Annotated in this window: 18 protein-coding genes; 10 read left to right on the top strand and 8 right to left on the bottom strand. The window is 68.0% G+C overall.

Features of this window, described 5'->3' with window-relative positions; genetic code table 11:
- Positions 1–190: 190 nt before the first annotated feature.
- From ACFIMZ_RS24980 to ACFIMZ_RS24960, 5 genes are all read left to right on the top strand, one after another.
- The gene (locus tag ACFIMZ_RS24980) at positions 191–862 is read left to right on the top strand and encodes a lysoplasmalogenase (RefSeq protein ID WP_431824962.1); all 672 of its coding nucleotides are present in this window, start codon (positions 191–193) and stop codon (positions 860–862) included.
- Positions 863–1,108: 246 nt separating this feature from the next.
- Positions 1,109–2,686 (top strand): flavin-containing monooxygenase, encoded by a 1,578-nt coding sequence (locus tag ACFIMZ_RS24975; RefSeq protein WP_431824961.1) that lies wholly within the window; start codon positions 1,109–1,111, stop codon positions 2,684–2,686.
- A gap of 22 nt (positions 2,687–2,708) precedes the next feature.
- On the top strand, positions 2,709–3,638 hold the full coding sequence (locus ACFIMZ_RS24970) for an SDR family NAD(P)-dependent oxidoreductase (protein WP_431824960.1): 930 nt from the start codon (positions 2,709–2,711) through the stop codon (positions 3,636–3,638).
- On the top strand, positions 3,635–4,540 hold the full coding sequence (locus tag ACFIMZ_RS24965) for a metal-dependent hydrolase (protein WP_431824959.1): 906 nt from the start codon (positions 3,635–3,637) through the stop codon (positions 4,538–4,540). Before ACFIMZ_RS24970 ends, ACFIMZ_RS24965 begins: the two co-directional genes overlap by 4 nt.
- A gap of 4 nt (positions 4,541–4,544) precedes the next feature.
- Positions 4,545–5,444: an alpha/beta fold hydrolase gene (locus ACFIMZ_RS24960; protein ID WP_431824958.1), complete on the top strand. Its 900-nt coding sequence runs from the start codon at positions 4,545–4,547 to the stop codon at positions 5,442–5,444.
- Here ACFIMZ_RS24960 and ACFIMZ_RS24955 read toward each other — a convergent pair.
- Positions 5,405–5,959, bottom strand: coding sequence for a putative glycolipid-binding domain-containing protein (locus ACFIMZ_RS24955; RefSeq protein ID WP_431824957.1), 555 nt, complete (start codon positions 5,957–5,959; stop codon positions 5,405–5,407). The two genes, ACFIMZ_RS24960 and ACFIMZ_RS24955, sit on opposite strands and share 40 nt — an antisense overlap.
- A gap of 261 nt (positions 5,960–6,220) precedes the next feature.
- Positions 6,221–7,438 carry an MDR family MFS transporter gene (locus ACFIMZ_RS24950; RefSeq protein ID WP_431824956.1) on the bottom strand — a complete coding sequence of 406 codons (1,218 nt, stop codon included), beginning with the start codon at positions 7,436–7,438 and terminating at the stop codon, positions 6,221–6,223.
- 327 nt (positions 7,439–7,765) lie between these two features.
- Between ACFIMZ_RS24950 and ACFIMZ_RS24945 the strand changes: the two genes are divergently transcribed.
- The 5 genes from ACFIMZ_RS24945 (at position 7,766) to ACFIMZ_RS24925 (ending at position 16,150) form a co-directional block, all read left to right on the top strand.
- Entirely contained in the window at positions 7,766–8,659 is an 894-nt protein-coding gene (locus ACFIMZ_RS24945) for an urea transporter (RefSeq protein ID WP_431824955.1), read from the top strand.
- Positions 8,634–9,410 (top strand): class II aldolase/adducin family protein, encoded by a 777-nt coding sequence (locus ACFIMZ_RS24940; protein WP_431824954.1) that lies wholly within the window; start codon positions 8,634–8,636, stop codon positions 9,408–9,410. The genes ACFIMZ_RS24945 and ACFIMZ_RS24940 overlap by 26 nt, the downstream gene beginning before the upstream one ends.
- Before the next feature lie 45 nt (positions 9,411–9,455).
- Positions 9,456–9,644: a 4-oxalocrotonate tautomerase gene (locus ACFIMZ_RS24935; protein WP_124881211.1), complete on the top strand. Its 189-nt coding sequence runs from the start codon at positions 9,456–9,458 to the stop codon at positions 9,642–9,644.
- 181 nt (positions 9,645–9,825) lie between these two features.
- On the top strand, positions 9,826–14,667 hold the full coding sequence (locus tag ACFIMZ_RS24930; protein WP_431824953.1) for an NAD-glutamate dehydrogenase: 4,842 nt from the start codon (positions 9,826–9,828) through the stop codon (positions 14,665–14,667).
- A gap of 220 nt (positions 14,668–14,887) precedes the next feature.
- Complete coding sequence (locus ACFIMZ_RS24925; protein WP_431824952.1) at positions 14,888–16,150, top strand: multidrug effflux MFS transporter; 1,263 nt, start codon at positions 14,888–14,890, stop codon at positions 16,148–16,150.
- A 54-nt stretch (positions 16,151–16,204) separates the two neighbouring features.
- On the opposite strand, the gene ACFIMZ_RS24920 is transcribed toward ACFIMZ_RS24925, so the two are convergent.
- The 6 genes from ACFIMZ_RS24920 to glyA all read right to left on the bottom strand — a co-directional run bounded on the left by ACFIMZ_RS24920 (position 16,205) and on the right by glyA (position 23,688).
- Entirely contained in the window at positions 16,205–17,275 is a 1,071-nt protein-coding gene (locus ACFIMZ_RS24920; RefSeq protein ID WP_431824951.1) for a GlxA family transcriptional regulator, read from the bottom strand.
- A 33-nt stretch (positions 17,276–17,308) separates the two neighbouring features.
- Complete coding sequence (locus ACFIMZ_RS24915; protein ID WP_431824950.1) at positions 17,309–18,310, bottom strand: LysR substrate-binding domain-containing protein; 1,002 nt, start codon at positions 18,308–18,310, stop codon at positions 17,309–17,311.
- A gap of 203 nt (positions 18,311–18,513) precedes the next feature.
- Positions 18,514–20,007: an aldehyde dehydrogenase gene (locus ACFIMZ_RS24910; protein WP_431824949.1), complete on the bottom strand. Its 1,494-nt coding sequence runs from the start codon at positions 20,005–20,007 to the stop codon at positions 18,514–18,516.
- A gap of 16 nt (positions 20,008–20,023) precedes the next feature.
- Entirely contained in the window at positions 20,024–21,355 is a 1,332-nt protein-coding gene (locus ACFIMZ_RS24905; RefSeq protein ID WP_431824948.1) for an NAD(P)/FAD-dependent oxidoreductase, read from the bottom strand.
- Positions 21,356–21,369: 14 nt separating this feature from the next.
- Positions 21,370–22,257, bottom strand: a complete 888-nt coding sequence (locus tag ACFIMZ_RS24900; RefSeq protein ID WP_431824947.1) for a dihydrodipicolinate synthase family protein — start codon at positions 22,255–22,257, stop codon at positions 21,370–21,372.
- A 135-nt stretch (positions 22,258–22,392) separates the two neighbouring features.
- Positions 22,393–23,688, bottom strand: coding sequence for a serine hydroxymethyltransferase (gene glyA / locus ACFIMZ_RS24895; protein ID WP_431824946.1), 1,296 nt, complete (start codon positions 23,686–23,688; stop codon positions 22,393–22,395).
- Positions 23,689–23,703: the final 15 nt, after the last annotated feature.

Raw genomic sequence — 23,703 nt, 5'->3', positions numbered from 1 at the left:
GGACGAATATCCCGCGGCGATCATAGCAAGCCAAATCGCGCACGGCGAACCGGATGCGCGGCGGACGGCCCGCACCGGAACTAGAGGGCTTCGCCGGTTTTCGCGCTTCCTTTCTTCTCCATAATGACCAGCGGCCGCCCTCGCGCGCCCGACCATGACAACGACAACAAGCCTCCCGGAGACACCCGCCGTGATCGCCACGCTTCCCGCCGCCTACCGCCGCCTCTGGCCGCTCGCCATCGCCGCCGCGCTCGCGTACGGCCTCTCGCTTGCCGCCGCGCCCTATCCCGGACAGGCCGCCGCGAAGGCCGCGATGGGCGTGCTGCTGCTCGCGGCGGCCGTTGCCTGCGGCGCGCCGCGCGTACGCGCGTGGCTGTGCGCGGCGCTCGCGACCGCCGTGCTCGGCGACGTGCTGCTCGCGCTGCCCGGCTGGCCGCCGTCGTTCGTCGGCGGGCTCGGCGCGTTCCTGCTCACGCATCTGGGCTATTGCGCGATCTTCCTGCGCTGGCGCGCGCGCCCGCACGGCTGGCGCGTCGCCGCGCTGATCGCGCTGTGGGTCGCGGCCCCCGCCTTCTACGCGACATTCTTCCCGCATCTCGGCGAGCTGGCCGCGCCGGTCGCCGTCTACATGCTCGTGCTGTGCGCGATGGCGAGCTTCGCGCTCGCCGCGCGCACCCGCGGCCCGCTCGTCGCGCTCGGCAGCCTGATCTTCGTCGGCTCCGACACGCTGATCGGCGTCGGCCGCTTCCTCGGCGGATTCGCCGGCATCGACTACCTGATCTGGGCGCTGTACGCGCTCGCGCAGGTGACGATCGTCGCCGGGGTTTTCCATGAGACGGCCGGCCGTTCGATGCGGCCCTGATTCGGTTTCAAACAGACCGCCGCGCGCCGGCGGTCTGCGCCGTCCCCGCCCACCCGCGTTCCACGGGCCTCGCCGCGCCGCCGACGGCCTCTCCGCGATACCGTTCCAAACCCGTCCCCGCCTTTTCCCACAAGGCTTCCGGCCATTAGAGCCCGCCGTCTAGCCCCTTGCGGTTTCCAGGTTCACCCACTATCGTTACATCAAACAATGTAACATTCAAAAATGAGCCATAACGGAGACGCCCGGATGAATGCTCGCACCCTGCCTTTCGGCCCCTCTGGTCACGACGGCCCCGACGAAACCGTCGACATCGCCATCATCGGCACCGGCTTTGCCGGTCTCGGGATGGCGATTCGCTTGCGGCAAACGGGCGTGACCGATTTCGTCGTCCTCGAGAAGGCGGCGTCGGTCGGCGGCACGTGGCGCGACAACCATTACCCCGGGTGTGCCTGCGACGTGCAATCGCACGTCTATTCGTTCTCGTTCGCGCCGAACCCGCGCTGGACGCGCATGTTCGCGCCGCAGCCGGAAATCCGCGCGTATCTCGAAGACTGCGTGCAGCGCTTCGGGATCGGCGCGCACCTGCGCCTGAACCACGAGCTGCAGCGCGCCGAATACGATGAAGCCGCACAGCGCTGGCGCCTCGCGTTCGCAAACGGCAAGCGGCTCGCCGCGCGCGTGCTGGTATCGGGGATGGGCGGCCTGTCGCGCGCGGCGCTGCCGGCGATCCCGGGCGTCGAGACCTTCAAGGGCCGCGCGTTCCACTCGCAGCAGTGGGATCACGACTATTCGCTCGACGGCAAGCGCGTCGCGGTGATCGGCACCGGCGCGAGCGCGATCCAGTTCGTCCCGCAGATCGCGCCGCGCGTGCAGGCGCTCGCGCTGTTCCAGCGCACGCCGCCGTGGATCATGCCGAAGCCGGACCGCAACGTGACAAAGCTCGAGCAGTGGCTGTTCCGCACGCTGCCGTTCACGCAGAAGGCCGTGAGGAGCGGCATCTACTGGATGCTCGAATCGCGCGTGCTCGGCTTCGCGATCCATCCGTCACTGATGAAGAACGTGCAGAAGCTCGCGCTGCGCCATATCAAGAAGCAGATTCCCGATCCGGACCTGCGCCGCGCCGTGACGCCGGACTACACGCTCGGCTGCAAGCGCGTGCTGATCTCGAACGACTACTACCCGGCGCTGTCGCGCAAGAACGTCGACGTGATCACGACCGGCATCGAGCGCATCGAAGAAAACGCGGTCGTCACGACCGACGGCAAGCGCCATGAAGTCGACTGCCTGATCTACGGCACCGGCTTCCAGGTCGCCGATCCGTATCCGCGCGGCGCAGTCATCGGCCGCGGCGGGCTCGACATCGTCGACGCGTGGCGCGACGGCGCGCATGCATATCTCGGCACGACGCTGCCCGGCTATCCGAACTTCTTCATGATCGTCGGCCCGAACACCGGCCTCGGCCACAACTCGATGGTGTTCATGATCGAGTCGCAGATCGAGTACATCCTCGGCGCGCTGCAGGCGATGCGCCGCGAGCGCGCGGACGCGATCGAGGTGCGCCCGCTCGTCGAGGCGCAGTTCAACCACGACCTGCAGGGCCGGCTGAAGAAGGCGATCTGGTCGACGGGCGGCTGCAAGAGCTGGTATCTCGACCCGCGCACCGGCAAGAACACGACGCTGTGGCCGGGCTTCACGTGGCGCTTCCGGCAGGCGACCGCGCGCTTCTCGATGGCCGACTACCACGCGTACGGCGTCCCGCAACACGACACGGCCGCGCGGCCGATCCCCGCGCCCGCCTCCGCCGCTTCCGCCGAAGCGGCCTGAGCCTCGAACAGGAGCCAACGACATGAGAGATTTCGCCAACAAGGTCGCCGCGATCACCGGCGCGGGCTCGGGCATGGGCCGCGCGCTCGCGGTGCAGCTCGCGCAGGCCGGCTGCCACGTAGCGCTCGCCGACAAGAACGCGGTCGGCCTCGCCGAAACCGAACGGATCGTCCGCACGGTCGCGCCGGGCGTGCGCGTGACGACGCGCGTGCTGGACGTCGGCGAGCGCGCCGCGATGTTCGCGTGGGCCGACGACACCGCGCAGGCGCACGGCAAGGTCAACCTGGTCTTCAACAACGCGGGCGTCGCGCTGTCGAGCACGATCGACGGGATGGAATACAGCGATCTCGAATGGATCGTGAACATCAACTTCTGGGGCGTCGTGCACGGCACGAAGGCGTTCCTGCCGCACCTGAAGGCGTCCGGCGACGGTCACGTGATCAACACGTCGAGCATCTTCGGGATCTTCGCGCAGCCGGGCATGAGCGGCTACAACGCAACCAAGTACGCGGTGCGCGGCTTCACCGAATCGCTGCGCCAGGAGCTCGACATGATGAACTGCGGCGTGTCGGCGACCTGCGTGCACCCGGGCGGCATCCGCACCAACATCGCGCAATCGAGCCGCGTCGCGAAGAACATGGTCGGCTTCATGGTCGAGAGCGAGCAGCAAGGCAAGGACGAGTTCGAGAAATTCTTCATCACGACCGCCGACGACGCCGCGCGCACGATCCTCGCCGGCGTGCGCCGGAACAAGCGCCGCGTGCTGATCGGCCGCGACGCGCGCGGCGCCGACTGGCTCGCGCGCATCCTGCCCGCCGCATATCAGGCGCTGGTTGTGTTTGCAACGAAACATGAAGCCGCGAAGGCACGCCGCCGCGCCGCCCGGGCCGCGCCCGCACCGGCCCACGCAACGTACAACAACGCTGGCAATCAGGGAGGAGAACAGTCATGACGACACCGCAGATGATGCCCGTGCGGCGCGACATCCGTTTCGCGCTGCCCCCGGAGCGCGCGCGCGACTGGCATGTCCAGGGCGTGCCCGTCACCCACTTCATGAACGCGCTGTCGCTGCTGTTCCCGGCCGGCGAGCGGTTCTTCATGGACTCGGTGCGCAACTACCGCGACCGGATCGACGACCCGGAACTGAAGAAGCAGGTGATGGGCTTCATCGGCCAGGAAGCGATGCACACGCGCGAGCACATCGAGTACAACGACCTGCTGCAGGCGGCGGGGCTGCCCGCGCACAAGCTCGACAAGCGCCTGTGGGCGATCCTCGGCTGGTTCAAGAAGGTGCTGCCGCATTCGATGCAGCTCGCGATCACGATCGCGCTCGAGCACTACACGGCGATTCTCGCGAACCAGCTGCTGTCGGGCCACGAGCACCGGATCGACGGGTCCGTCGAGGGCTACCAGCAGATGTGGATGTGGCACGCGATGGAAGAGACCGAGCACAAGGCTGTTTCGTACGACGTGTGGAACGCCGTGATGAAGCCGGGCCTCGGCAGCTACCTGCTGCGCACCGGCACGATGCTGACGACGACCGCCATGTTCTGGACGATCGTGTTCGACTTCCACGTGCGCCTGATGCTCGCGCATCGGCGCCGTCACGGCAAGTTCGGCGGCATGTGGCGGCTCGTGAAGTACCTGTACAGCCCGAAGAATGGCGTGTTCCCGAGCATCGCGCGAGAATGGCTCGACTATTTCCGGCCGGGCTTCCATCCATGGGACCACGACAACCACCAGTATCTGCAGGGGCTCGACACGCTGCTCGCGAACATCGACGCGACCAACGCGCGCTACGCCGCGCAGGCCGCGCCGCGCCGCGTGCCGCTGCATCCGGTCCCGCAGGCGTGATGCAATGGCGCGCGCAAGCGAAATGCTGACCGTCCGGTCCGGCGACGTGAAGCTCGCCGTCTACGCGAGCGGCTCGCGCCGCGCGCCGCCCGTGATCCTCGTACACGGCTATCCGGATTCGGCGAGGGTGTGGGAGCCGATCCGCGCGCGGCTCGCGAAACGCTACCGCGTGATCGCATACGACGTGCGCGGCGCGGGCGCATCCGACGCGCCGCGCCGCCGCGCCGACTACACGCTCGCGCGGCTCGCCGACGACCTGAAGGCGGTCGCCGACGCGACCTGCGGCGGCCGGCCGTTCCACCTCGTCGGTCACGACTGGGGGTCGATCCAGTGCTGGGAAGCGGTGACCGATCCGGCATTGCGCGGGCGCATCGCGTCGTACACGTCGATCTCCGGGCCGTGCCTCGACCATGTGTTCCGCGCGAGGATGCGGCTCGCGCAGAGCCTGAAGTCGTGGTACATCGCGTTCTTCCACCTGCCGCTCGTGCCGTCGCTGGTGTGGCGGCTCGGCGGCGCGGCGCTGTGGCCGCGCTGGCTGCAGCTCACCGAACGGGTTCGCCCCGAGCGCGACCCCGCGCAGTTGAAGAACGCGCTGAACGGCATGCAGATGTACCGCGCGAACTTCGTCGCGCGGGCGCGGCGGCCGCGCGAGCGCCATGCGCAGGCGCCGGTGCAGATCCTCGTGCCGGTGCGCGACCGCTATGTGACGCCGGAGATGTCGGTCGACCTCGACCGCTGGCTCGGCGAGCACGTGCGCGAGGAAATCGACGGCGCACACTGGATCGTGTTGCGCGACCCCGACCTGATCGCGGCGCGGATCGACCGCTTCGCCGCCGCGCACGAGAAAAAAGCCGCTGCGTCCGCTCAGCGGCCGGCCGGCAAGCGCCTGAACAGCGTCTCGTAGTCGATCACGAGGCCATCGTCGTCGATGTCCATCTCGGCGGTGAAATCCCGGAAGATGCCTTCGTAGCGGTAGCGCCGGCCCGGCTCGATGCACGCATACGCCTGCTGGACCAGGGTCGCCTTCAGGTCCGGCGTCGACACGTAGACGACATCGATCGGCCGCCGCTCGCCGCGCGCAAGCCCGAGGCGGCCGATCGGCAGCGCGTTCGTGTACGGCGTCGCCGCGATGTCGATGTCGATGCAGCCGTCCAGCTCGGGCAGCGCCCGCCCGGAGCTGTCGCGCCAGTGGCCGAGGCCGTCGCCGTGCAGCTCGAGCGTGCCGCCGCCCATCACCTTGAGCACCGCATAGGTCGCCCGCCATTGCGCGTCGCAGACCACCCGGTACGCAAGCCCGTAGGACTTGCCGTACCGCTGGCCGACCACCACGCTTTCCACGATGATCCCGCCGTCGCTGCGGTCGAACGCCAGATGTTCGATCCCGTCGCCCTCCAGCGACGCCCAACGCACTTCACGCATCGTCCCGCCTCCTTGCCTGTTGTCGAATGCCGGGCATCGTCGCACGAATTCATCACGCGGGCGTATTCAAAGCACCAAGGATCTCGACAAAAAGCTCATGCGCCAAACCCGCCAATACGACAGGCAGGCGGCCCCATTGCAATGAAAGCAGACCGATCCGACCAGCCGCATCCGGTCCGACTCATCCGATTCGATACCGCCGAGGAGCGTGCGAAGCCGCGGACATGCGCGCAACGCGCGACGCGCCGGCGGGTGGGACCGTCAGCGGTTCTGGACTTCGAGCCGGCCCTCCGGTGCAGGCTTGATCTGCGAGCCGACGACGAACGTGAGCAGGCTGAGCAGCGCGACGAAACCCATGCCGTAGAACATCGCGGCGCCGCCGTAGTGCAGCAGCACGAGGCCGCCAAGCCAGGGGCCGAGCAGATTGCCGACGTTGCTGAGCGAATGCGCGCCGTAATAGATGCCGCGCAACGGCTCGGGCGTGATGCTGTCGAGGACCGCGTATTCCGACGGGATGAGCAGCACTTCGCCCCACGTGAAGACGATCATCGACGCAACGAGCGCGATCATGTTCGGCGAATTCGCGAAACCGGCCGCGCCGATCGCGAGCAGGATCGCGCCGAGCGTGAGCGACGCGAACGGTCCGCGCCGCTCGCCTACGCGGTTCAGGAACGGCTGGCTTGCGACGACCGTGATCGCATTCGCGCTCATTAGCCAAGCGAACATCTTGAGGCCGTCGTCGAACGCGCCGATCAGGTATTGCGAGAACGTGACCGACATTTCGCCGTGTACGGCGATCGCGAGCATACTGCCCGCGGTGAAGAGAACGAGGCGCCGGTCGGTGCCAACGATGCAGAGTTTCGCGGAGAGCGGCAGGTCGGACGCGGCCGCTTCGTGCGGCGCGCGGCCGAACGCGAGCCGGGCCGTGATCGCATGGATCGCGATCGAGAACAGCAGGTAGACCGCACCCGTGATGAGGAACACCGGGGACTTGTCGAGCAGGCCGAGCGAAGCGCCGAGGAGCGGCCCGATCGCGAAGCCGACGTTGATCGCGACGTAGCGTCGCGCGAATGCGCTGAGCCGCTGCTCGGGCGGGAGATTGTCGCTGATGGCGGCCTTCGAGACCGGCTCGTAGAACGAGCTCGCGAGATTGATGAAGAGGTTGGCGATGAAGACCTGCCACGCGCTGGCCGCGAAATGAAGCGCGACGAACGACAGGCTTGATACGAGCAGGCAGCCGGTCAGCACCTTGCGCCGGCCGAGCACGTCGGACAGATGGCCGCCGAAGAAGCCGCCGAACGTGCCGACGAGCGCGCCCGTACCCAGCAACAGGCCGATCGTCGCTGCGTCGAGCCCCATCCGTTCATGCAGGTAGATCGCAAGAAACGGCAGGCTCATCGCGCGCGCCATCACGACGAAGCCGGTGCCGACGATCAGCAGCCAGACGAGGAGTGGATGTCTTGCCTTTTCTTGACTCATGTATGACCCGTCGAGAACCGTTGAGGACCGGCCGTGCCGCACCGATGCGCGCAGGTTGCGCGGTGCGCCGCAGGTGTCGTCGCACGAGCGAGCGCCGCCGCCATGTTGAGTGGTCCGGTATTGTACTCAGCGTTTTATGGTCGCGTAAGCTTGACTTCAGCCAAACGTCAGCCTGTTTTCGACAAGATTTCGCACATGCACGCGATCGTGTCGCGGTCGGACACGACGATCGAACGCATGAGGGCAAATTCCCTCTATCCAGTTGCCCCTATGCCGCACCGGGCCGTTCTGCCCTATCCTCGCGGCTCGTCCTGCACCGCCGCCGTCATGCCATCAGCCCAGCCCGCCTCGCCGTCGATCGACCTGCGCATCCTGCTGCGCAGCCTCGGGCAGATCGTGCTGCAGGCGAACGCGCTGACGGGCGCGCTGCTGCTCGCCGCGCTGGCGCTCACCGACGCGCGGCTCGCGTGCGCGGCGCTGCTCGGCGCGGCGGCGGCCAACATGGTCGCCGTGCTGACCGGCGCCGCGCGCCGCGACGTCGAGCCCGGGCTGGCCGGCTTCAACGGCGCGCTCGCCGCGCTGGCCGCCGTCACGTTCGCGCCGCAGCCGCTCGCGGCCGTCGCGCTCGCGCCGCTCGCCGCCATCGGCGCCGCGCTCGTGCAGCGCGCGCTGCGCCGGCCGCTCGAGACATGGCGCCAGTGCCCGTATTCGAGCCCGTGCCTTGCCGTTACCGCGCTGTGGCTGCCGTTTGTCGCGACGCAGCATGCGGGCGCGAGCGCGGCCGGCATGCCGCTGTCGCTGCCCGCGTTCGCACCGGCGCTGCTCGCCGGCGTCGCGCAGACCACCTTCGCGCAAGGCGCATGGGCCGGCGCGCTGATCGTCGCCGGGCTGGCCGCCGCGTCGCGCCGCGCGGCCGCGTTCGCGCTCGGCGGCGCGGCGGTATCGTCCGCGCTGCTGATCGCGCTCGGCGCCGACGCCGCGACGCTCGCGGACAGTCTGCCAGGCTTCAACGGCGCGCTCGCCGCGATAGCGCTGATGCCGCGCGGCGCGCGCGCCGCATTGGCGGCCGCGGTGCTCGCCGCGCTGCTGCAGGCGCTCGCGATGCGCGCGGGCGTCACCGCCCTCACCGCGCCGTTCGTGCTGGCGTCGTGGCTCACCGTATGGGTCATGCGCCGCTTCACCCAGGGAGACGCCGATGTCGTCATTCGCTCACCGTCCTGACGCCGTCACGTCCGGCGGCCCGATCTCGGACGCCGAACGCCGGCTGCGCGTCGATCTCGCCGCCGCGTACCGGCTCGTCGCGCTGAACGGCTGGGACGACCTGATCTACACGCACCTGTCGGCGACCGTGCCGGGCGAGCCCGGCCGCTCCCTGATCAATCCGTTCGGGCTGACGTTCGACGAGGTGTGCGCGTCGAACCTCGTGAAGATCGACCTCGCCGGCAACCGGATCGGCGACGGCGAGCACCCGGTCAACGTGACCGGCTTCGCGCTGCACGCGGCCGTGCATGCGGCGCGGCCCGACGCGGTGTGCGTGATGCACCTGCACAATACGGCCGGCATCGCGGTATCGATCCAGCGCGACGGGCTGCTGCCCGCATCGCAGCATGCGCTGCGCTTTTACGGCGATCTCGCGTATCACGACTACGAGGCGCTGGCATTCTCGCCGGCCGAGGGCGCGCGGCTGACCGCGAGCCTCGGCGCGAAATCCGCGATGCTGCTGCGCAACCACGGCACGCTGACGGTCGGCCGCACGGTCGCCGAAGCCTACGTGCTGATGGATGCGCTGATCAAGGCGTGCGACATCCAGGTGCGCGCGCAGGCAGGCGGCGGGCCGCTCGTGCTGCCCGAGCCGGCCGTTGCCGCGCGCACCGCCGAGCAGTTGCGCGACGGCGGCGCGATCGAAGGCGAACTGGAATGGCCCGCGCTGCTGCGCCGCGTCGACCGGATCGATCCTTCGTATCGCGATTGAATTGTTCCGACCTTTCCGACCATTCCGACCTGACAGGAGAAACCCATGCCGACATTCAACATCCAGCTGTTCGAAGGCCGCACCGTCGAACAGAAGCGCCGGTTCGTCGAGGCGATCACGCGCGTCACTTGCGAGACGCTCGGCTGCGAGCCGGGCTCGGTCGACATCATCCTCACCGACGTGAAAAAGGAGAACTGGGCGACCGGCGGCAAGCTGTGGAGCGACGAGCGCTGAGCGCTTCGCGACGGCCATGCGCCGTCGCCTTTCCACTGACGTAAGCATGTCTTGCCGTTTCTCCGGCGCCGCTGTCCGTGTCTTCCCGATGATGTGCGCCCGCACATGGCGTTGCCACGCATTCGGCGCATAATGGCCCACTGACGAAGCAGTCGATGGCCACCCGAGAGGAGAACGCGCCATGGAAGCGAAGAACGAAGAAGTCGTCGCACACCTGCTCTCCGATGTCGTCGAATTCGCACGCGAGCGCTTGCCCGAGGCGACGTTCCGGATCGTCGAACCCTTCCTCCGCCATTACTACGACTTCGTCGACGCCGACGACCTCCAAAGCCGCGGCATCGCCGATCTGTACGGCGCCGCGATGGCGCACTGGCAAACCGCCCAGAAATTCGTGCCCGGCAGCGAGCGGCTGCGCGTGTACAACCCGATCCTCGAACAGCACGGCTGGCACTCCGACCACACGGTGATCGAGATCGTCAACGACGACATGCCGTTCCTCGTCGATTCCGTGTCGATGGCCGTCAACCGCCTCGGCCTCGCGCTGCACTCGGCGATGCACCCCGTGTTCCGGATCTGGCGCAGCAAGAACGGCAATATCGAGCGCGTCGACCTGGGCGGCCTCGCGACCGACAACGGGCACTCGCAGCTCGCGTCGTTCATTCATTTCGAAGTCGACCGGTGCGGCGACGCAGCAATGCTCGACTCGCTGCGCAACGACATCGCGCGCGTGCTCGGCGACGTGCGCGCGTCCGTCGAGGACTGGCCGAAGATCGTCGACATCGCGCGCAGCACGATCAAGGAGATGAAGGCGCGCGAGACGAGCGCCGAAGACATCGAGGCGCGCGCGTTCCTCGAATGGATGTTGGCCGACCATTTCACGTTCCTCGGGCAACGCGACTACGCGCTCGTGTCGCACGGCGCCGGCTTCGCGCTGCGCGGCATCGAAGGCTCGGGCGCCGGCATCCTGCGCGAGGCGCTGCGCGCGCCCGGCACGCCGGACCTGACGCCGCTGCCGCCCGCCGCCGCGGAAATCATCCACGGCGCCTGGCCGATCTTCCTGACCAAGGCGAACTCGCGCGCGACCGTGCACCGCCCCGGCTATCTCGACTACGTCGGCGTGAAGCTGATCGGCCCCGACGGGAAGGTGTGCGGCGAGCGACGCTTCATCGGGCTCTACACGTCGACCGCCTACTTCGTTTCCTGCTCGGAAATCCCGATCGTGCGCCGCAAATGCGCGAACATCGTGCGGCGCGCGGGCTTCTTGCCGAAAGGCCATCTCGGCAAGTCCCTCGTCACCGTGCTCGAAACCTATCCGCGCGACGAGCTGTTCCAGGCCGACGAAGACCAGCTGTACGACATCGCGCTCGGCGTGCTGCGTCTGCAGGAGCACCAGCGCACGCGCCTGTTCGTGCGGCGCGACCGCTTCGACCGCTTCGTGTCGTGCCTCGTCTACGTGCCGCGCGACAAGTACAACACCGACCTGCGCCGGCGCATCGCGCGGCTGCTCGTCGACGCGTTCAAAGGCGTCAACCTCGAATTCACGCCGCTGCTGTCGGAATCCGCGATCGCGCGGATCCACTTCGTCGTGCACGCGGAACCGGGCACGATGCCCGACGTCGATACACGCGAGCTCGAAACGCGCCTCATTCAGGTCACGCGCCGCTGGCAGGACGACCTGTCGGACTCGCTGCTCGACGCGTTCGGCGAGGAGCAAGGCAACCGCCTGCTGCAGCGCTATGCCGATTCGTTCCCGGCCGGCTACCGCGACGACTATCCGGCACGCACCGCGGTGCGCGACATCGAGCTGATCGAGCGCGTGAACGGCACCGAGCGCCTCGCGATGAACCTGTACCGGCCGATCGAGGCCGAAGCGCGCGCGTTCCGCTTCAAGGTCTACCGCTCCGGCGACCCGATCGCGCTGTCGCGCAGCCTGCCGATGCTCGAACACCTCGGCGTGCGCGTCGACGAGGAACGGCCGTACCGGATCCAGGCGCAGGATGGCACGCCCGCGTGGGTGCACGATTTCGGCCTCGAACTGGCGGACGACACCGAGTTCGACATCGAGCGCGTGAAGGGGCTGTTCGAGGACGCGTTCGACCGGATCTGGAGCGGCCGGATCGAGAACGACGATTTCAACCGGCTCGTGCTGCGCGCGCACCTGAGCGCGCGCGAAGTCACGATCCTGCGCGCGTATGCGAAGTACTTGCGGCAGGTCGGCTCGACGTTCAGCGATGCGTACATCGAGCGCGCGCTGACCGGCAATCCGGCGATCGCGCGGCAACTCGTCGAGCTGTTCGTCGTGCGGTTCGATCCGCGCACCGGCAGCACGCGCGACGCACAGGCCGAGCGGCTGCTGAAGGCGATCGAGACCGCGCTCGACCAGGTGCCGAATCTCGACGAGGACCGGATCCTGCGCCAGTTCCTCGGCGTGATCAACGCGACCGAGCGCACCAACTACTACCGGCACGACGCGGGCGGCGAGCCCAAGCCCTACCTCTCGTTCAAGTTCGATCCGGCGAAAGTGCCCGGCCTGCCCGAGCCGAAGCCGATGTTCGAGATCTGGGTGTATTCGCCGCGCGTCGAGGGCGTGCACCTGCGCGGCGGACGCGTCGCGCGCGGCGGCCTGCGCTGGTCCGACCGCCGCGAGGATTTCCGCACCGAAGTGCTCGGCCTGATGAAGGCGCAGATGGTGAAGAACGTCGTGATCGTGCCGGTCGGCTCGAAAGGCGGCTTCGTCGTGAAGAACCCGCCGCCGCCGAGCGACCGCGAGGCGTGGATGCGCGAAGGCGTCGCGTGCTACCAGACGTTCCTGCGCGGCCTGCTCGACCTGACCGACAACCTCGCCGGCAATGCGGTCGAGCCGCCGCCCGACGTCGTGCGTCACGATCCCGACGATCCGTATCTCGTCGTCGCGGCCGACAAGGGCACGGCCACCTTCTCCGACTACGCGAACGCGATCTCGCACGAATACGGCTTCTGGCTCGACGATGCGTTCGCGTCGGGCGGCTCGGTCGGCTATGACCACAAGAAGATGGCGATCACCGCGCGCGGCGCGTGGGAGTCGGTCAAGCGGCATTTCCGCGAGATGGGCGTCGACACGCAGACGACCGACTTCACGGTGGTCGGCGTCGGCGACATGTCGGGCGACGTGTTCGGCAACGGCATGCTGCTGTCGCCGCACATCCGGCTCGTCGCGGCGTTCGACCACCGGCACGTGTTCCTCGACCCGAACCCCGATCCGGCCGCGAGCTTCGCGGAGCGCGCGCGGCTGTTCGCGCTCGAACGGTCGAGCTGGGCCGACTACGACGCGGCGGCGATCTCCACGGGCGGCGGCGTCTATCCGCGCACCGCGAAGACGATCCCGCTGTCTGCCGCGGCGCAGGCCGCGCTCGGCATCGACGCGGCCGCGCTCGCGCCGAACGAGCTGATCCGCGCGATCCTGCAGGCGCCGGTCGACCTGCTGTACAACGGCGGGATCGGCACCTACGTGAAGGCGGCCCGCGAGACCAACGCGCAGGTCGGCGACCGCGCGAACGACGCGGTGCGCGTGAACGGCTCGGAGCTGCGCTGCAAAGTCGTCGGCGAAGGCGGCAACCTCGGCTTCACGCAGTTCGGGCGCATCGAGTTCGCGCAGCGCGGCGGACGCGTCAACACCGACGCGATCGACAACTCGGCCGGCGTCGACTGTTCGGATCACGAAGTCAACATCAAGATCCTGCTCGGGCTGGTCGTCGCGGACGGCGAGATGACCGAGAAGCAGCGCAACGCGCTGCTTGCCGAGATGACCGACGAAGTCGGGCTGCTCGTGCTGCGCGACAACTACTACCAGACCCAGGCGCTGTCGATCGCAGGCCGCTACACGGTCGAGCTGCTCGACGCCGAGGCGCGCCTGATGCGCTGGCTCGAACGCGCGGGGCGGCTGAACCGCGTGATCGAGTTCCTGCCGACCGACGACGACGTCGCCGAGCGCCAGGCCGCGAAGCTCGGCCTCACGTCGCCGGAGCGCGCGGTGCTGCTCGCGTACAGCAAGATGTGGCTGTACGACGCGCTGCTCGAATCCGACGTGCCGGAAGACCCGCTCGTTGCCGGAATGCTGGTCGACTATTTCCCGAAGCCGCTGCAGCAGCGCTTCAGCGAGCCGATGTGCCGCCATCCGCTGCGCCGCGAGATTCTCGCGACGCACCTGACGAACGCGCTCGTCAACCGGGTCGGCTGCGCGTTCGTGCACCGGCTGATGGAGGAAACCGACGCGCAACCCGGCGACATCGTGCGCGCGTGCATCATGGCGCGCGACGTGTTCGATCTCGACGCGGTCTGGCGCGACATCGACGCGCTCGACAACCGCGTCGCCGACGACGTGCAGGCGCGCATGTTCGTCGACGTCGCGCGGCTGCTCGAACGCGCGGCGCTGTGGTTCCTGCGGCACCTGCAGGCGGGCGCGATCGGCGACGGCGGCGTCGGCGAACTGCTCGCGCGCTGCCGCGACGCCGCCGAGCGGCTGGCGCCGCAACTGCCGGCGCTGCTGCCGGCCGCCGATCTCGACGCGCTGTCCGAGCGGCAGCGCGTGCTGGTCGACGCGGGCGTCGACAGCACGCTCGCGGTGCGGGTCGCGAGCGGCGACATCTCGGCCGCGCTGCTCGACATCGCCGAGGTGGCCGCGACCTGCAACCGCAGCCTGGAGCTCGTCGCAGGCGTGTACTTCGCGCTCGGCACGCAGCTCAACTACGGCTGGATCAGCGAGCGCGCGGCGGCGCTGCCGACGCCCACGCACTGGGACATGATGGCGCGCGCGGCGGCGCTCGCGGACGTCGCGCGCCTCAAGCGCGCACTGACGACGAGCGCGCTCGGCGAAGCCGCCGAAACGTCGACGCCCGAGGCGATCGTCGACGCGTGGCGCGCGCGGCGCGAGGCCGCGCTCGAACGCTATGCGCAGCTGCTCGCCGACCTGCGCGCGACGGGCGGCGCGAGCCTCGCCGTGCTGCTCGTGATCGTGCGGGAGATGGCGGTGCTGGAGCGGGCGTAAAGGAAGCGAGCGGGAGCGGCCGTCAGGTTTGTCGTTGCGACTGACGGCCGTTTCCCGGCGCCACGCCTCTGCGGCACTCAACCTTGCCCGCGCCAGGGGAATCCTGTCGATCTGCGCGGCAGCAGGCACAATACGGGGCATTAGTGCCGTCCACGCACCAGCGTTCGACATTTGAACCGCGTGACGGCGCGCTGCCGGAATCCGCTCCGTCCCCGCTGTCATGACCCACTCAAGCCCCGACCGCGCCGCCCCGCCCGCGCGCGCCACGAATTCGCCGCGTTTCCTGCTGCTGCTGATCTGCCTGTTCGCGTCCGCCGGACAGCTCGCGATCGACATCTACGTGCCCGCGCTGCCCGCGATGGCCCGCTATTTCGCGACGTCGCCGCAGGCGATCCAGTCGAGCGTGTCCGGCTACCTGGCCGCGTACGCGTTCAGCCAGCTCGTGTTCGGGCCGATCGCCGACGCCTGCGGGCGCAAGCGCGTGCTCGCGTTCGGACTCGTCGTCTACACGATCGGCTGCCTGCTGTCGCTCGGCGCGACGAACCTGGAAACGTTCATCCTCGCCCGTTGCCTGCAGGGCTTCGGCATCGCGACCACCAACCTGCTCGCGAAGGCGATCATCACCGATTCGTTCACCGGGCAGGCGCTGATGCATGCGTTCACCTACATGTCGATCGCGTGGGGGCTCGCGCCGATCGTCGCGCCGGTGATCGGCGCGCACCTGCAGACGTGGTTCGGCTGGCAGGCCTGCCTGGTGTTCCTGCTCGCGTACTCGCTCGTGATGTGGGCGCTGCTGTGGCGCTATCGCGAGACGCTGCCGCGCCCCGTGCCGCTCGCGCCGCGCACGCTGATGACGAACGCCGGCAAGGTGCTGTCGAGCCCGGTGTTCCACAGCTGCTTCCTCGCACAAGGGCTGTGCTACAGCATCCTGCTCGTGTTCAACATCGTCGGGCCGTTCATGGTGCAGACCACGCTGCACAAGCCGCCGACCTTTTTCGGCTATCTCGCGCTCGGCATCGGGATGATGTACTTCCTCGGCGGGCTGTCGAACCGCGTGCACGGCCCGCGCCTGCCGAGCGCCGAGCGGCGGCTGCAGCTCGGCGCGCGCGCGATGGCCGGCGCCGCGATCGCGATGCTCGTGCTGGCGCTGACGGTCGGCCTGCGCGTGTGGACGCTCGCGACGCCCGTGCTCGTGATGGGGTTCTGCGCCGGCGCGATGTATCCGACGCTGATGGCGAAGGGCAATTCGCTGTTCCCGCACATCGCGGGCCTGACGAGCGCGATCCTCGGCTGCGCGCTGCTGCTGGTGTCGTCGGCGATGATGGGGCTGGCCGGCTTCGTATCGGTGCAGGTGCTGACGCCGCTCGCGGTGTTCTTCGTGATCCTCGCGCTCACGGTCGTCGTGATGGTCACGAAGCTGCTGCGTCATCTCGCGCAGATGCAGCCCGCGGCGGTCGTGCGCGGCAGCGGCGAGGTTGCGTAGGCGTGGGGAACGCCGCCGGGGTGTGCTCGTCGTGAAGATGGGCCCACCGGTCATTCATGTTTCAAATGATCGAAGGTCCTGCGACGCGGGCTCGTCGGCAAGCGCCGTTTCCGGCGCGTGCGGCGGTCGCGCCGCGCGATACGCGTTCGGCGACTCCCCGAATTCCTTCCGGAACTCGCGACCGAGGTGCGACGCATCCGAAAATCCGCAGGACGTCGCGATATCGGCCACCGTGCGATCGGAGCTCGTCAGCAGCCACGACGCCATCCGGATTCGAATCTGTCTCGCATACGCACGCGGCGATTGCCCCGTTTCCGTCGCAAAGAGACGTTCGAGCTGCCGCACCGACACGTCGAGCCGTCCGGCCAGCTCGGGCTGGCTCAACGGCTGGCCGACGTGCTGCTCCATCAACAGAATGGCCCGCCTGACCTTCGGATGTGTCGCAGGCGCGAGCCCCGGGGGATGCGGCTGCGGCGCATGCCCTTTCTGCGCATCGTCCACCAGCAGGATGCGGAGCGCCTTCCGGACGATCGTGGCTTCGACATGCCGCAGCAGGATGGCGGCCGCGACGTCGATCGACGCGCGCCCGCCGGAACAGGTGATGCGCCGCCTGTCCACGACGAACAGCCGGTCGGCGACGAGATTGCGCTCGTCGATGCCCGGGAAGCGCTCGACGAAATCCCAGTAATGAAACCAGCTCACGCAGATGCGATAGCCGTCCATCACGCCGGCTCGCGCGAGCGCAAATGCACCCGTGCAGATGCCCACGAGCGTGGCCGACGTGCCGGCCATCGCGCGAATGAACGCCAATGTCGCGTCGCTCGCCGAGGGCCCCGAGTGCAGGAGCCCGCCCACGATCACGACGTAATCGAATGCCTGCGCGTCTTCGAACGTCGTCCACGGCGTGATCTGGATGCCGCAGCTGGCGCGCACCGGAACGAGATTTTCTCCGACGATGGTCCACGCGCATCGAACCGGCCTGCTCAGGTCGCCTTCATCGCTCGCGAGCCTGAGCAGGTCGACGAAGCCCGAGAAGGCGGTCAACGTGAAATTGGGCAGCAGCACGATGCCGAAGCGGAGTGGTCGTGAAGCCGCGGCCTGGGTGGCGATCGGGTGGCTAACCATGAGACTGCCTGCGTCAATGATCCGGCTTCATCGCTATCGGGCGACTTCGACGCCGGCGTCGAGCCAGTCGCGCATCATCGCGCCGACTTCCTCGTCGAGCCAGTCGCGAAACTGCTGATACTCCGCGCGCAGCCGCGCGTTCTTGTGGGTGATCAGATAGTGATGGCGGTCGCGAAACACGAGCGCATCCGGCACCGGCCGCAGCAGGCGTCCCTCTTCGACCTGCCGGTGCACAAGGTGATGCCAGCCCAGCAGCGTGCCCTCGCCCGCTTCGGCCTGCGCGACGAGCAGCCGGTAGTCGTTGCTCTCCAGGCGCTTGTTCTCGACGATCGTGTCGGTGCCGTCGCCCTGCTGAAACCAGTTGCGCCACACGCGCCAGTCCACGTGCTCGCAAACCTGCGCACGCCCCAGCAACGAGAGGTTCAACGTCGGGTGCGCCAGCAGGTCCAGCGGCTTCAGCGTCCTCCCGCGAAAATGCCGCTCGTGGAACGACGGGCTGCAAACCGGGTAGACGATGTCATGGAACAGCGGCTCGACCTCGAACTCCGGTTCGCGCGGCGGGTTCTTCGAGATGATGACGTCGGGCTCCACGAGCTCGTCCAGCTCCATGAATTGCTCCGTCACCATCACGTGCAGGCGGATCTCCGGAAAGCGCTCGCGGAACGCCGGGAGCCGGGACGACAGCCACAGCGCGGAAAACGTATGCGACACGCAGATCGTCAGCGCGTGCTTGTCCGTGCGACGCACGGCCTCCGCCGCCTCGGCGATGTTCATGATCGACAGATACGACGCGTTGTAGAGGATCCGCCCGGCGTCAGTCAGCGCGATATGCCGGCCGGTGCGCTCGAACAGCGCGACGTCGAGGGAATCCTCGAGCTCCTTGATTTGTCTGCTGATCGCCGCCTGGGTCACGCACAGCACTTCGGCGGCCTGCGTGAAGCTCTCGTATCGCGCCGCCGTCACGAAGCACCTCAGCGCCCGGAGCGACGGCATCTGCGCGAGGAGTCGGTCGGTAAATAGCTGCTTCTTCGACATGGCTGTCACTCTCGAAACGAATACTCGCAACGCAGGCCGGAACGCTGTCCGTCGACACGTTCCGGCGCTGCCGGGAACCATCCCGCTATCGTGCCACGAGCCCCACCGGGGGCTCGAATCAATCCAGTTTGCGAGTCCGCCTGCCGGCTGGCAAGAGAGGCGATCCCGGAATCGGGGTCATGCCCGCACATGCGCTGCCGCCGTCAATCGAGCTTCAGCCAGGTGGTCTTCAACTCGCAATACTGGTCGTGCGCATAAACGGACTTGTCGCGGCCGCCGAATCCCGATTGCCTGAAGCCGCCGAACGGCGTGGCAAGATCCCCCTCGCCGAAGCAGTTCACCGTCACGGTGCCCGCGCGAATGCGGGCCGCGATCTTGTGCGCGCTGTTGACGTTGTCCGTCCAGAGCGACGCGGCTAGCCCGTAGCACGTGTCGTTCGCGATGCGAACGGCGTCCTCGACATCCTCGTATTCGATGAAGCAGACGACCGGCCCGAACACCTCGTCGCGCGCGATGCGCATGTCGGGCGTCACCTGGTCGAAGATCGTCGGCTCGACGAACCACCCGCCGGTCTCCGCGAGCGTCGCGCGTCCGCCGCACACGACGCGCGCGCCTTCCGCCTTCGCCTGCTCGATATGGGCGAGCACCTTTTCGAAGTGCTTCTCCTCGATCAGCGCGCCGAGCTTCACGTCCGGGTCGAGCGGGTCGCCCGTCTTCCAGCCTGCGAGCACCGCCTGGACCTTTTCCAGCAGTTCCGCCTTCCGGTGCGACGGCACGAGGATCCGCGATCCGGCGCTGCAGTTCTCCCCCATGTTCCAGAACGCGGCCGCCACCGCCTGCTCGGCCACCGCATCGAGATTCGCGACATCGGGAAGAATGACCTGCGGATTCTTGCCGCCGCACTCGAGCACCACGCGCTTCAGGTTCGTGTCCGCCGAATAGTGCAGGAAGCGCTTGCCGGTGGCGGTCGAACCGGTGAACGCGACAAGGTCGACGTCGGGATGGCGCCCCAGCGCCTGCCCCGCGCTGTCGCCGAAGCCCGTGACGACGCTCAGCACGCCCGCGGGCACGCCGGCCTCGACGGCGAGATCGGCGATGCGCAAGGTCGACAGCGACGTCTGCTCGGCCGGCTTCACGATCACGCTGTTGCCGACGGACAGCGCCGGGCCGATCTTCCACGCGAGCATCAGCGCCGGGAAATTCCACGGCAGCACCGCGCCGACGACGCCGATCGGTTCGCGGGTAATCATGCTGACGACGCCCGATCCCGACGGGGACAGCGCGTCATAGCGCTTGTCGGTCACTTCGGCGTGCCAGCGGATGCAGGCCGCCGACTCGGGAATATCGAGACCGAGACATTCGCTGATCGGCTTGCCCGCCTCCAGCGCTTCGAGAAGCGCCAGTTCCTCCGCGTGCGCGTCGATCAGCTGCGCCAATCGAAGCAGCACCGCTTTCCGATGAGCGGGCGCCGCCTTCGACCACACGCCGGATTCAAACGCGTCCCGGGCAGCCGCGACCGCGCGATGCACGTCCCTTTCATCGCATCGGGCCACGTCGGCCAGCACCTTGCCCGACGCCGGGTTGAGGGTGCCGAACGTCTCGTTCGACGCGGCCGCGCATCGCTGCCCGGCGATGAACGCCCTGCCGTCGAGCGACAATGCTGCGGCCTTCTGTTTCCATTCCTGACGAGTCGTCATGTCCTTTCCTTGAATATCAAAGCTCGGCGCCAGCCGAAAATTCCTTCGCCCAGATCGCGGCCGATACCGCCACGTCGACAATCGGCCGGACCGGCAGCGAACGCGGGTGCGGCTGGCTCAGCCGTTGCTGCACGAGCTCGCTCGACTGACCCAGCGCGTATTCGGCGATGAGCTTGCCGGACGAGGATCCCCGGCTCAGGCCGAGGCCGTTGCATCCGACCGCTTCGAAGACGCCGTCGTCCCGGCGCCCGAACAGCGCGCCGTTGTTCGCGGACAGGCACAGCGGCCCGCCCCACGTGTATTCGAGCTCAACCCCTTTCAGCATCGGAAATCGCCGGTCGAACGAGCGCTGATGCAGGCGCTTCGCCTTCGCCAGATCGGCCGGCGACGCCTCCAGCCCCGGCCGGAACGCAAAATGGTTGCGCACGCAGATGCGGTCCGTCGCCAGACGACGCACGGTCGTGCCCATCGGGTCCGCGGGGATCAGCGCCCACGATCGCGTGCCGCCCAGTCGCTTGACTTCGTCCGCGTTCATGACGCGCGTCATCGACGCGAACGTATAAACAGGCAACAGACCGTTCGGATGCCTTCCGAACGTCGCCGCGTAAGCGTTCGTGCAAAGCACCACCCGCTTCGCAACGAGCGTGCCGCGCGCGAAATGCAGCACCTTGGCGTCGCCGCGATGCTCGATTTCCGTCACGGCGCTCAGTTCGAACACCTGCACGTTTTCCGGCAGCGTCGCCGCCAGGCCGCGCATCAGCGCGGCCGGCTGTACCGTGCTGCAGCCCGGCGTGAACAGCGCGCCGCGATAGAAATCGGTGCCGGTCACCGCGCGAATCGCCACGCGGTCGAGCCATTCGAATGCTTCGCCGATCCTGGCCAGGCCGTCCGCGAAATGTTGGAGCGCAGCCTCCCCTTTGCGGTTGACCGACCCATGAAACTTGCCGTCGTCCCGCCAATCGCAATCGATGCCGTGCCGGCGCACGATCGCGCGCACGTAATCGATCCCGTGGCGCTGGAACCGGACATCGGCCTGGTCCTGTTCGACGCTGCGCGAATAGCTTTCGCTGCTGATGTCGTGCGGCAAATCGACGAAGAATCCGGAATTCCGTCCGGCCGTCGTGCGTCCGATGCGATCCGCCTCGACGAGTGCGATCGACGCGTCGGGCGCGAGCTCGGCCAGCCGTCGGGCGGCGCACAGTCCGGTAATGCCGCCGCCCACGACGACCCAGTCGTAGCGACGCTCGGACGACACCGTTTCGGCGGGCATTGGCGGCGGCAGGCTTTCCCACCAGCCGTTGACGCCGTCAGGCGCGGGAAACCGCGCGAACTCCAGATTCGAGGCCATGGTGCGTGACTGAGTTACTGAGCGTGGCGGAACAGCGGCTTCACGAGCTGGGCGAACACGCGGCGCTCGTCGTCCGACAGCGTGCCGAGCGGCGCGCGCGCCGCGCCGACCGGCATTCCCGCCAGCTCGCAGCCGCATCGCACGTATTGAATGAATTTGCCGCTGCGCTCGAGCAGCTCGAGCACCGGCAGAAGCTGCGCCATCAGCTCGCGGCCCGTTTCGAAATCGCCGCGCTTCACGCATGCGTCGTAAAGCGCGGTATGCGCTTCGGGCAGGAAATTCGACGCGCCCGCCACCCAGCTTTTCGCGCCCCACACGAAGAACTCGAGCGCCTGGTCGTCCATCCCGCAGCTGAGCACCAGCTTGTCGCGGAAATGCGTGGCGAGATGGTGCAGGTGGCCGATGTCCCCCGTGCTTTCCTTCATCGCGACGAAGTTGCGCCGCTCGAGCAGCGCCGCGAGCACGCCGTCGCCGATTGCCGTTCCCGTGCGCGCCGGGAAGTTGTACAGCATGATCGGCATGTCGAGCGCGTCGTCGACCTTCAGAAGATGGGCCAGCAGTTCTTCCTGGGTCGGCTGGGCGTAATACGGCGCGGCGACCAGCAATGCCGACAGACCGGCACGCCTGGCCTCCTGGCCCAGGCGGATCACTTCCCTGGTGGTGGTCGCGTTGATGCCGGCGGTCAGGAACGTCTTGCCTCCTGCCGCTTCGGCAACGGTATTGAACGTCCGGACCCGCTCGTCGAAACTCAGCGCGTAGTATTCGCCCGTGGTGCCGCCGATGCCGAGACCGGACACGCGGCCCGCGAGGTCGGCCGCATGCCGGCCGAGCAATGGATGGTCGATCTCGCCGTCCGCCTGAAAAGGAGTGACCAGCGGGGTATGCACGCCCTCGAAGCTCATTTCGATTCCTCTCTTCAATAAATGCGTCAGCGCCTCTGTTCGCCCGCCCATACCGTGTGCGGCGCGGGCGGGACGCAAAGGACCGACAGTTCGACTGACAAATTGGACACCTGAAAATCCGCACGGCACTGTGACTTAAGCATAGGCCTCCCCGTGCGCGTGGATCGGAAACCGGCTGCACAGGTCGCGCACGCGGCTTCGAACCGCCCGCTCGACCTTCTCGTCGCCATTCGGATCGCGTTCGACTGACGACAGCACCTCGAGAATCATCTCGCCGACCTGCTCGAACTGCGCGGTGCCGAACCCGCGCGTCGTGCCGGCCGGCGTCCCGAGCCGGATGCCGGACGTGACGGCCGGATTTGCGGTGTCGAACGGAATGCCGTTCCTGTTGCACGTGATGCCCGCGCGCTCCAGCGCCTTTTCCGCCAGCAAGCCGGTGACGTGCGTCGCGCGCAGATCGACCAGCAACAGGTGGTTGTCGGTGCCGCCCGTGACCAGGCTAAGCCCGCCGTCCTTCAGCACGTTGCCGAGCGTCTGCGCGTTGCGCAGCACCTGATCGATATAGGCGCTGAATTCCGGACGAAGCGCTTCGCCGAAGGCAACGGCCTTGCCCGCGATCACGTGCATCAGCGGCCCGCCCTGCAGGCCGGGAAACACCGCCGGGTCGACTTTCTTCGCAAGGTCGCCGTGGTTCGTGAGAATGAAGCCGCCGCGCGGTCCGCGCAGCGTCGTGTGCGTGGTGGACGTCACGACGTCCGCGATCCTGACCGGATTCGGATGCCGGCCGGCCGCGACGATTCCCGCGATGTGCGCCATGTCCACCATCAGCAGCGCGCCGACGCTGTCCGCGATGTCGCGGAACGCCGCAAGATCGAGTGTGCGCGGATACGCGGAATGGCCTGCGACGATGAGCTTCGGGCGATGCTGCTCGGCCAGCCGGCGCACCTGGCCGTAATCGATGCGCTGCGTCTCCTCGCTCACGCCGTACCGCACGGCGTTGAACCATTTCCCCGACAGCGCCGGACGCGGGTCGTGCGTCGGATGGCCGCCCGCGTCGAGCGACATTTCCATCACCGTGTCGCCGGGATCGACCAGCGCGAGCATGACGGCGCTGTTAGCCTGCGCCCCCGAATGAGGCTGCACGTTCGCGTATTCCGCTTCGAACAGCGCCCTCGCGCGGTCGATCGCGAGCGACTCGATCCGGTCGACATGATCGCAACCGCCGTAGTAGCGCCTGGACGGATATCCCTGCGCATACTTGTTGGTCAGCACGGTGCCTTGCGCCTCCATGACCGCGGCCGACGCGATGTTTTCGGACGCAGTCAATTCGACCTGGGTTTGCTGCCGGCGCAATTCCAGCGCGATCTCCGATGCGATGACGGGGTCGCGGCTTTGCAGCGTTTCGGAAAAAAAGCGTGCGTTCTCGTTCACGGGGTCACTCCGCCG

Origin of the sequence: Burkholderia sp. F1, assembly GCF_050813845.1 — a bacterium.
Taxonomy (GTDB): Bacteria; Pseudomonadota; Gammaproteobacteria; order Burkholderiales; family Burkholderiaceae; genus Burkholderia; species Burkholderia ubonensis.
This window is presented reverse-complemented; position numbering and strand designations above follow the sequence as displayed.

Bases quoted from the DNA above. Each gene is read 5' to 3' on its own strand.
- ACFIMZ_RS24900 (WP_431824947.1), bottom strand. From the start codon at position 22,257: ATGAGCTTCGAGGGCGTGCATACCCCGCTGGTCACTCCTTTTCAGGCG.
- ACFIMZ_RS24950 (WP_431824956.1), bottom strand. From the start codon at position 7,438: ATGAGTCAAGAAAAGGCAAGACATCCACTCCTCGTCTGGCTGCTGATC.
- ACFIMZ_RS24920 (WP_431824951.1), bottom strand. From the start codon at position 17,275: ATGGTTAGCCACCCGATCGCCACCCAGGCCGCGGCTTCACGACCACTC.
- ACFIMZ_RS24940 (WP_431824954.1), top strand. From the start codon at position 8,634: ATGTCGTCATTCGCTCACCGTCCTGACGCCGTCACGTCCGGCGGCCCG.
- ACFIMZ_RS24905 (WP_431824948.1), bottom strand. From the start codon at position 21,355: ATGGCCTCGAATCTGGAGTTCGCGCGGTTTCCCGCGCCTGACGGCGTC.
- ACFIMZ_RS24915 (WP_431824950.1), bottom strand. From the start codon at position 18,310: ATGTCGAAGAAGCAGCTATTTACCGACCGACTCCTCGCGCAGATGCCG.
- ACFIMZ_RS24955 (WP_431824957.1), bottom strand. From the start codon at position 5,959: ATGCGTGAAGTGCGTTGGGCGTCGCTGGAGGGCGACGGGATCGAACAT.
- ACFIMZ_RS24935 (WP_124881211.1), top strand. From the start codon at position 9,456: ATGCCGACATTCAACATCCAGCTGTTCGAAGGCCGCACCGTCGAACAG.
- ACFIMZ_RS24945 (WP_431824955.1), top strand. From the start codon at position 7,766: ATGCCATCAGCCCAGCCCGCCTCGCCGTCGATCGACCTGCGCATCCTG.
- ACFIMZ_RS24965 (WP_431824959.1), top strand. From the start codon at position 3,635: ATGACGACACCGCAGATGATGCCCGTGCGGCGCGACATCCGTTTCGCG.
- ACFIMZ_RS24910 (WP_431824949.1), bottom strand. From the start codon at position 20,007: ATGACGACTCGTCAGGAATGGAAACAGAAGGCCGCAGCATTGTCGCTC.
- ACFIMZ_RS24975 (WP_431824961.1), top strand. From the start codon at position 1,109: ATGAATGCTCGCACCCTGCCTTTCGGCCCCTCTGGTCACGACGGCCCC.
- ACFIMZ_RS24960 (WP_431824958.1), top strand. From the start codon at position 4,545: ATGGCGCGCGCAAGCGAAATGCTGACCGTCCGGTCCGGCGACGTGAAG.
- ACFIMZ_RS24925 (WP_431824952.1), top strand. From the start codon at position 14,888: ATGACCCACTCAAGCCCCGACCGCGCCGCCCCGCCCGCGCGCGCCACG.
- ACFIMZ_RS24930 (WP_431824953.1), top strand. From the start codon at position 9,826: ATGGAAGCGAAGAACGAAGAAGTCGTCGCACACCTGCTCTCCGATGTC.
- ACFIMZ_RS24970 (WP_431824960.1), top strand. From the start codon at position 2,709: ATGAGAGATTTCGCCAACAAGGTCGCCGCGATCACCGGCGCGGGCTCG.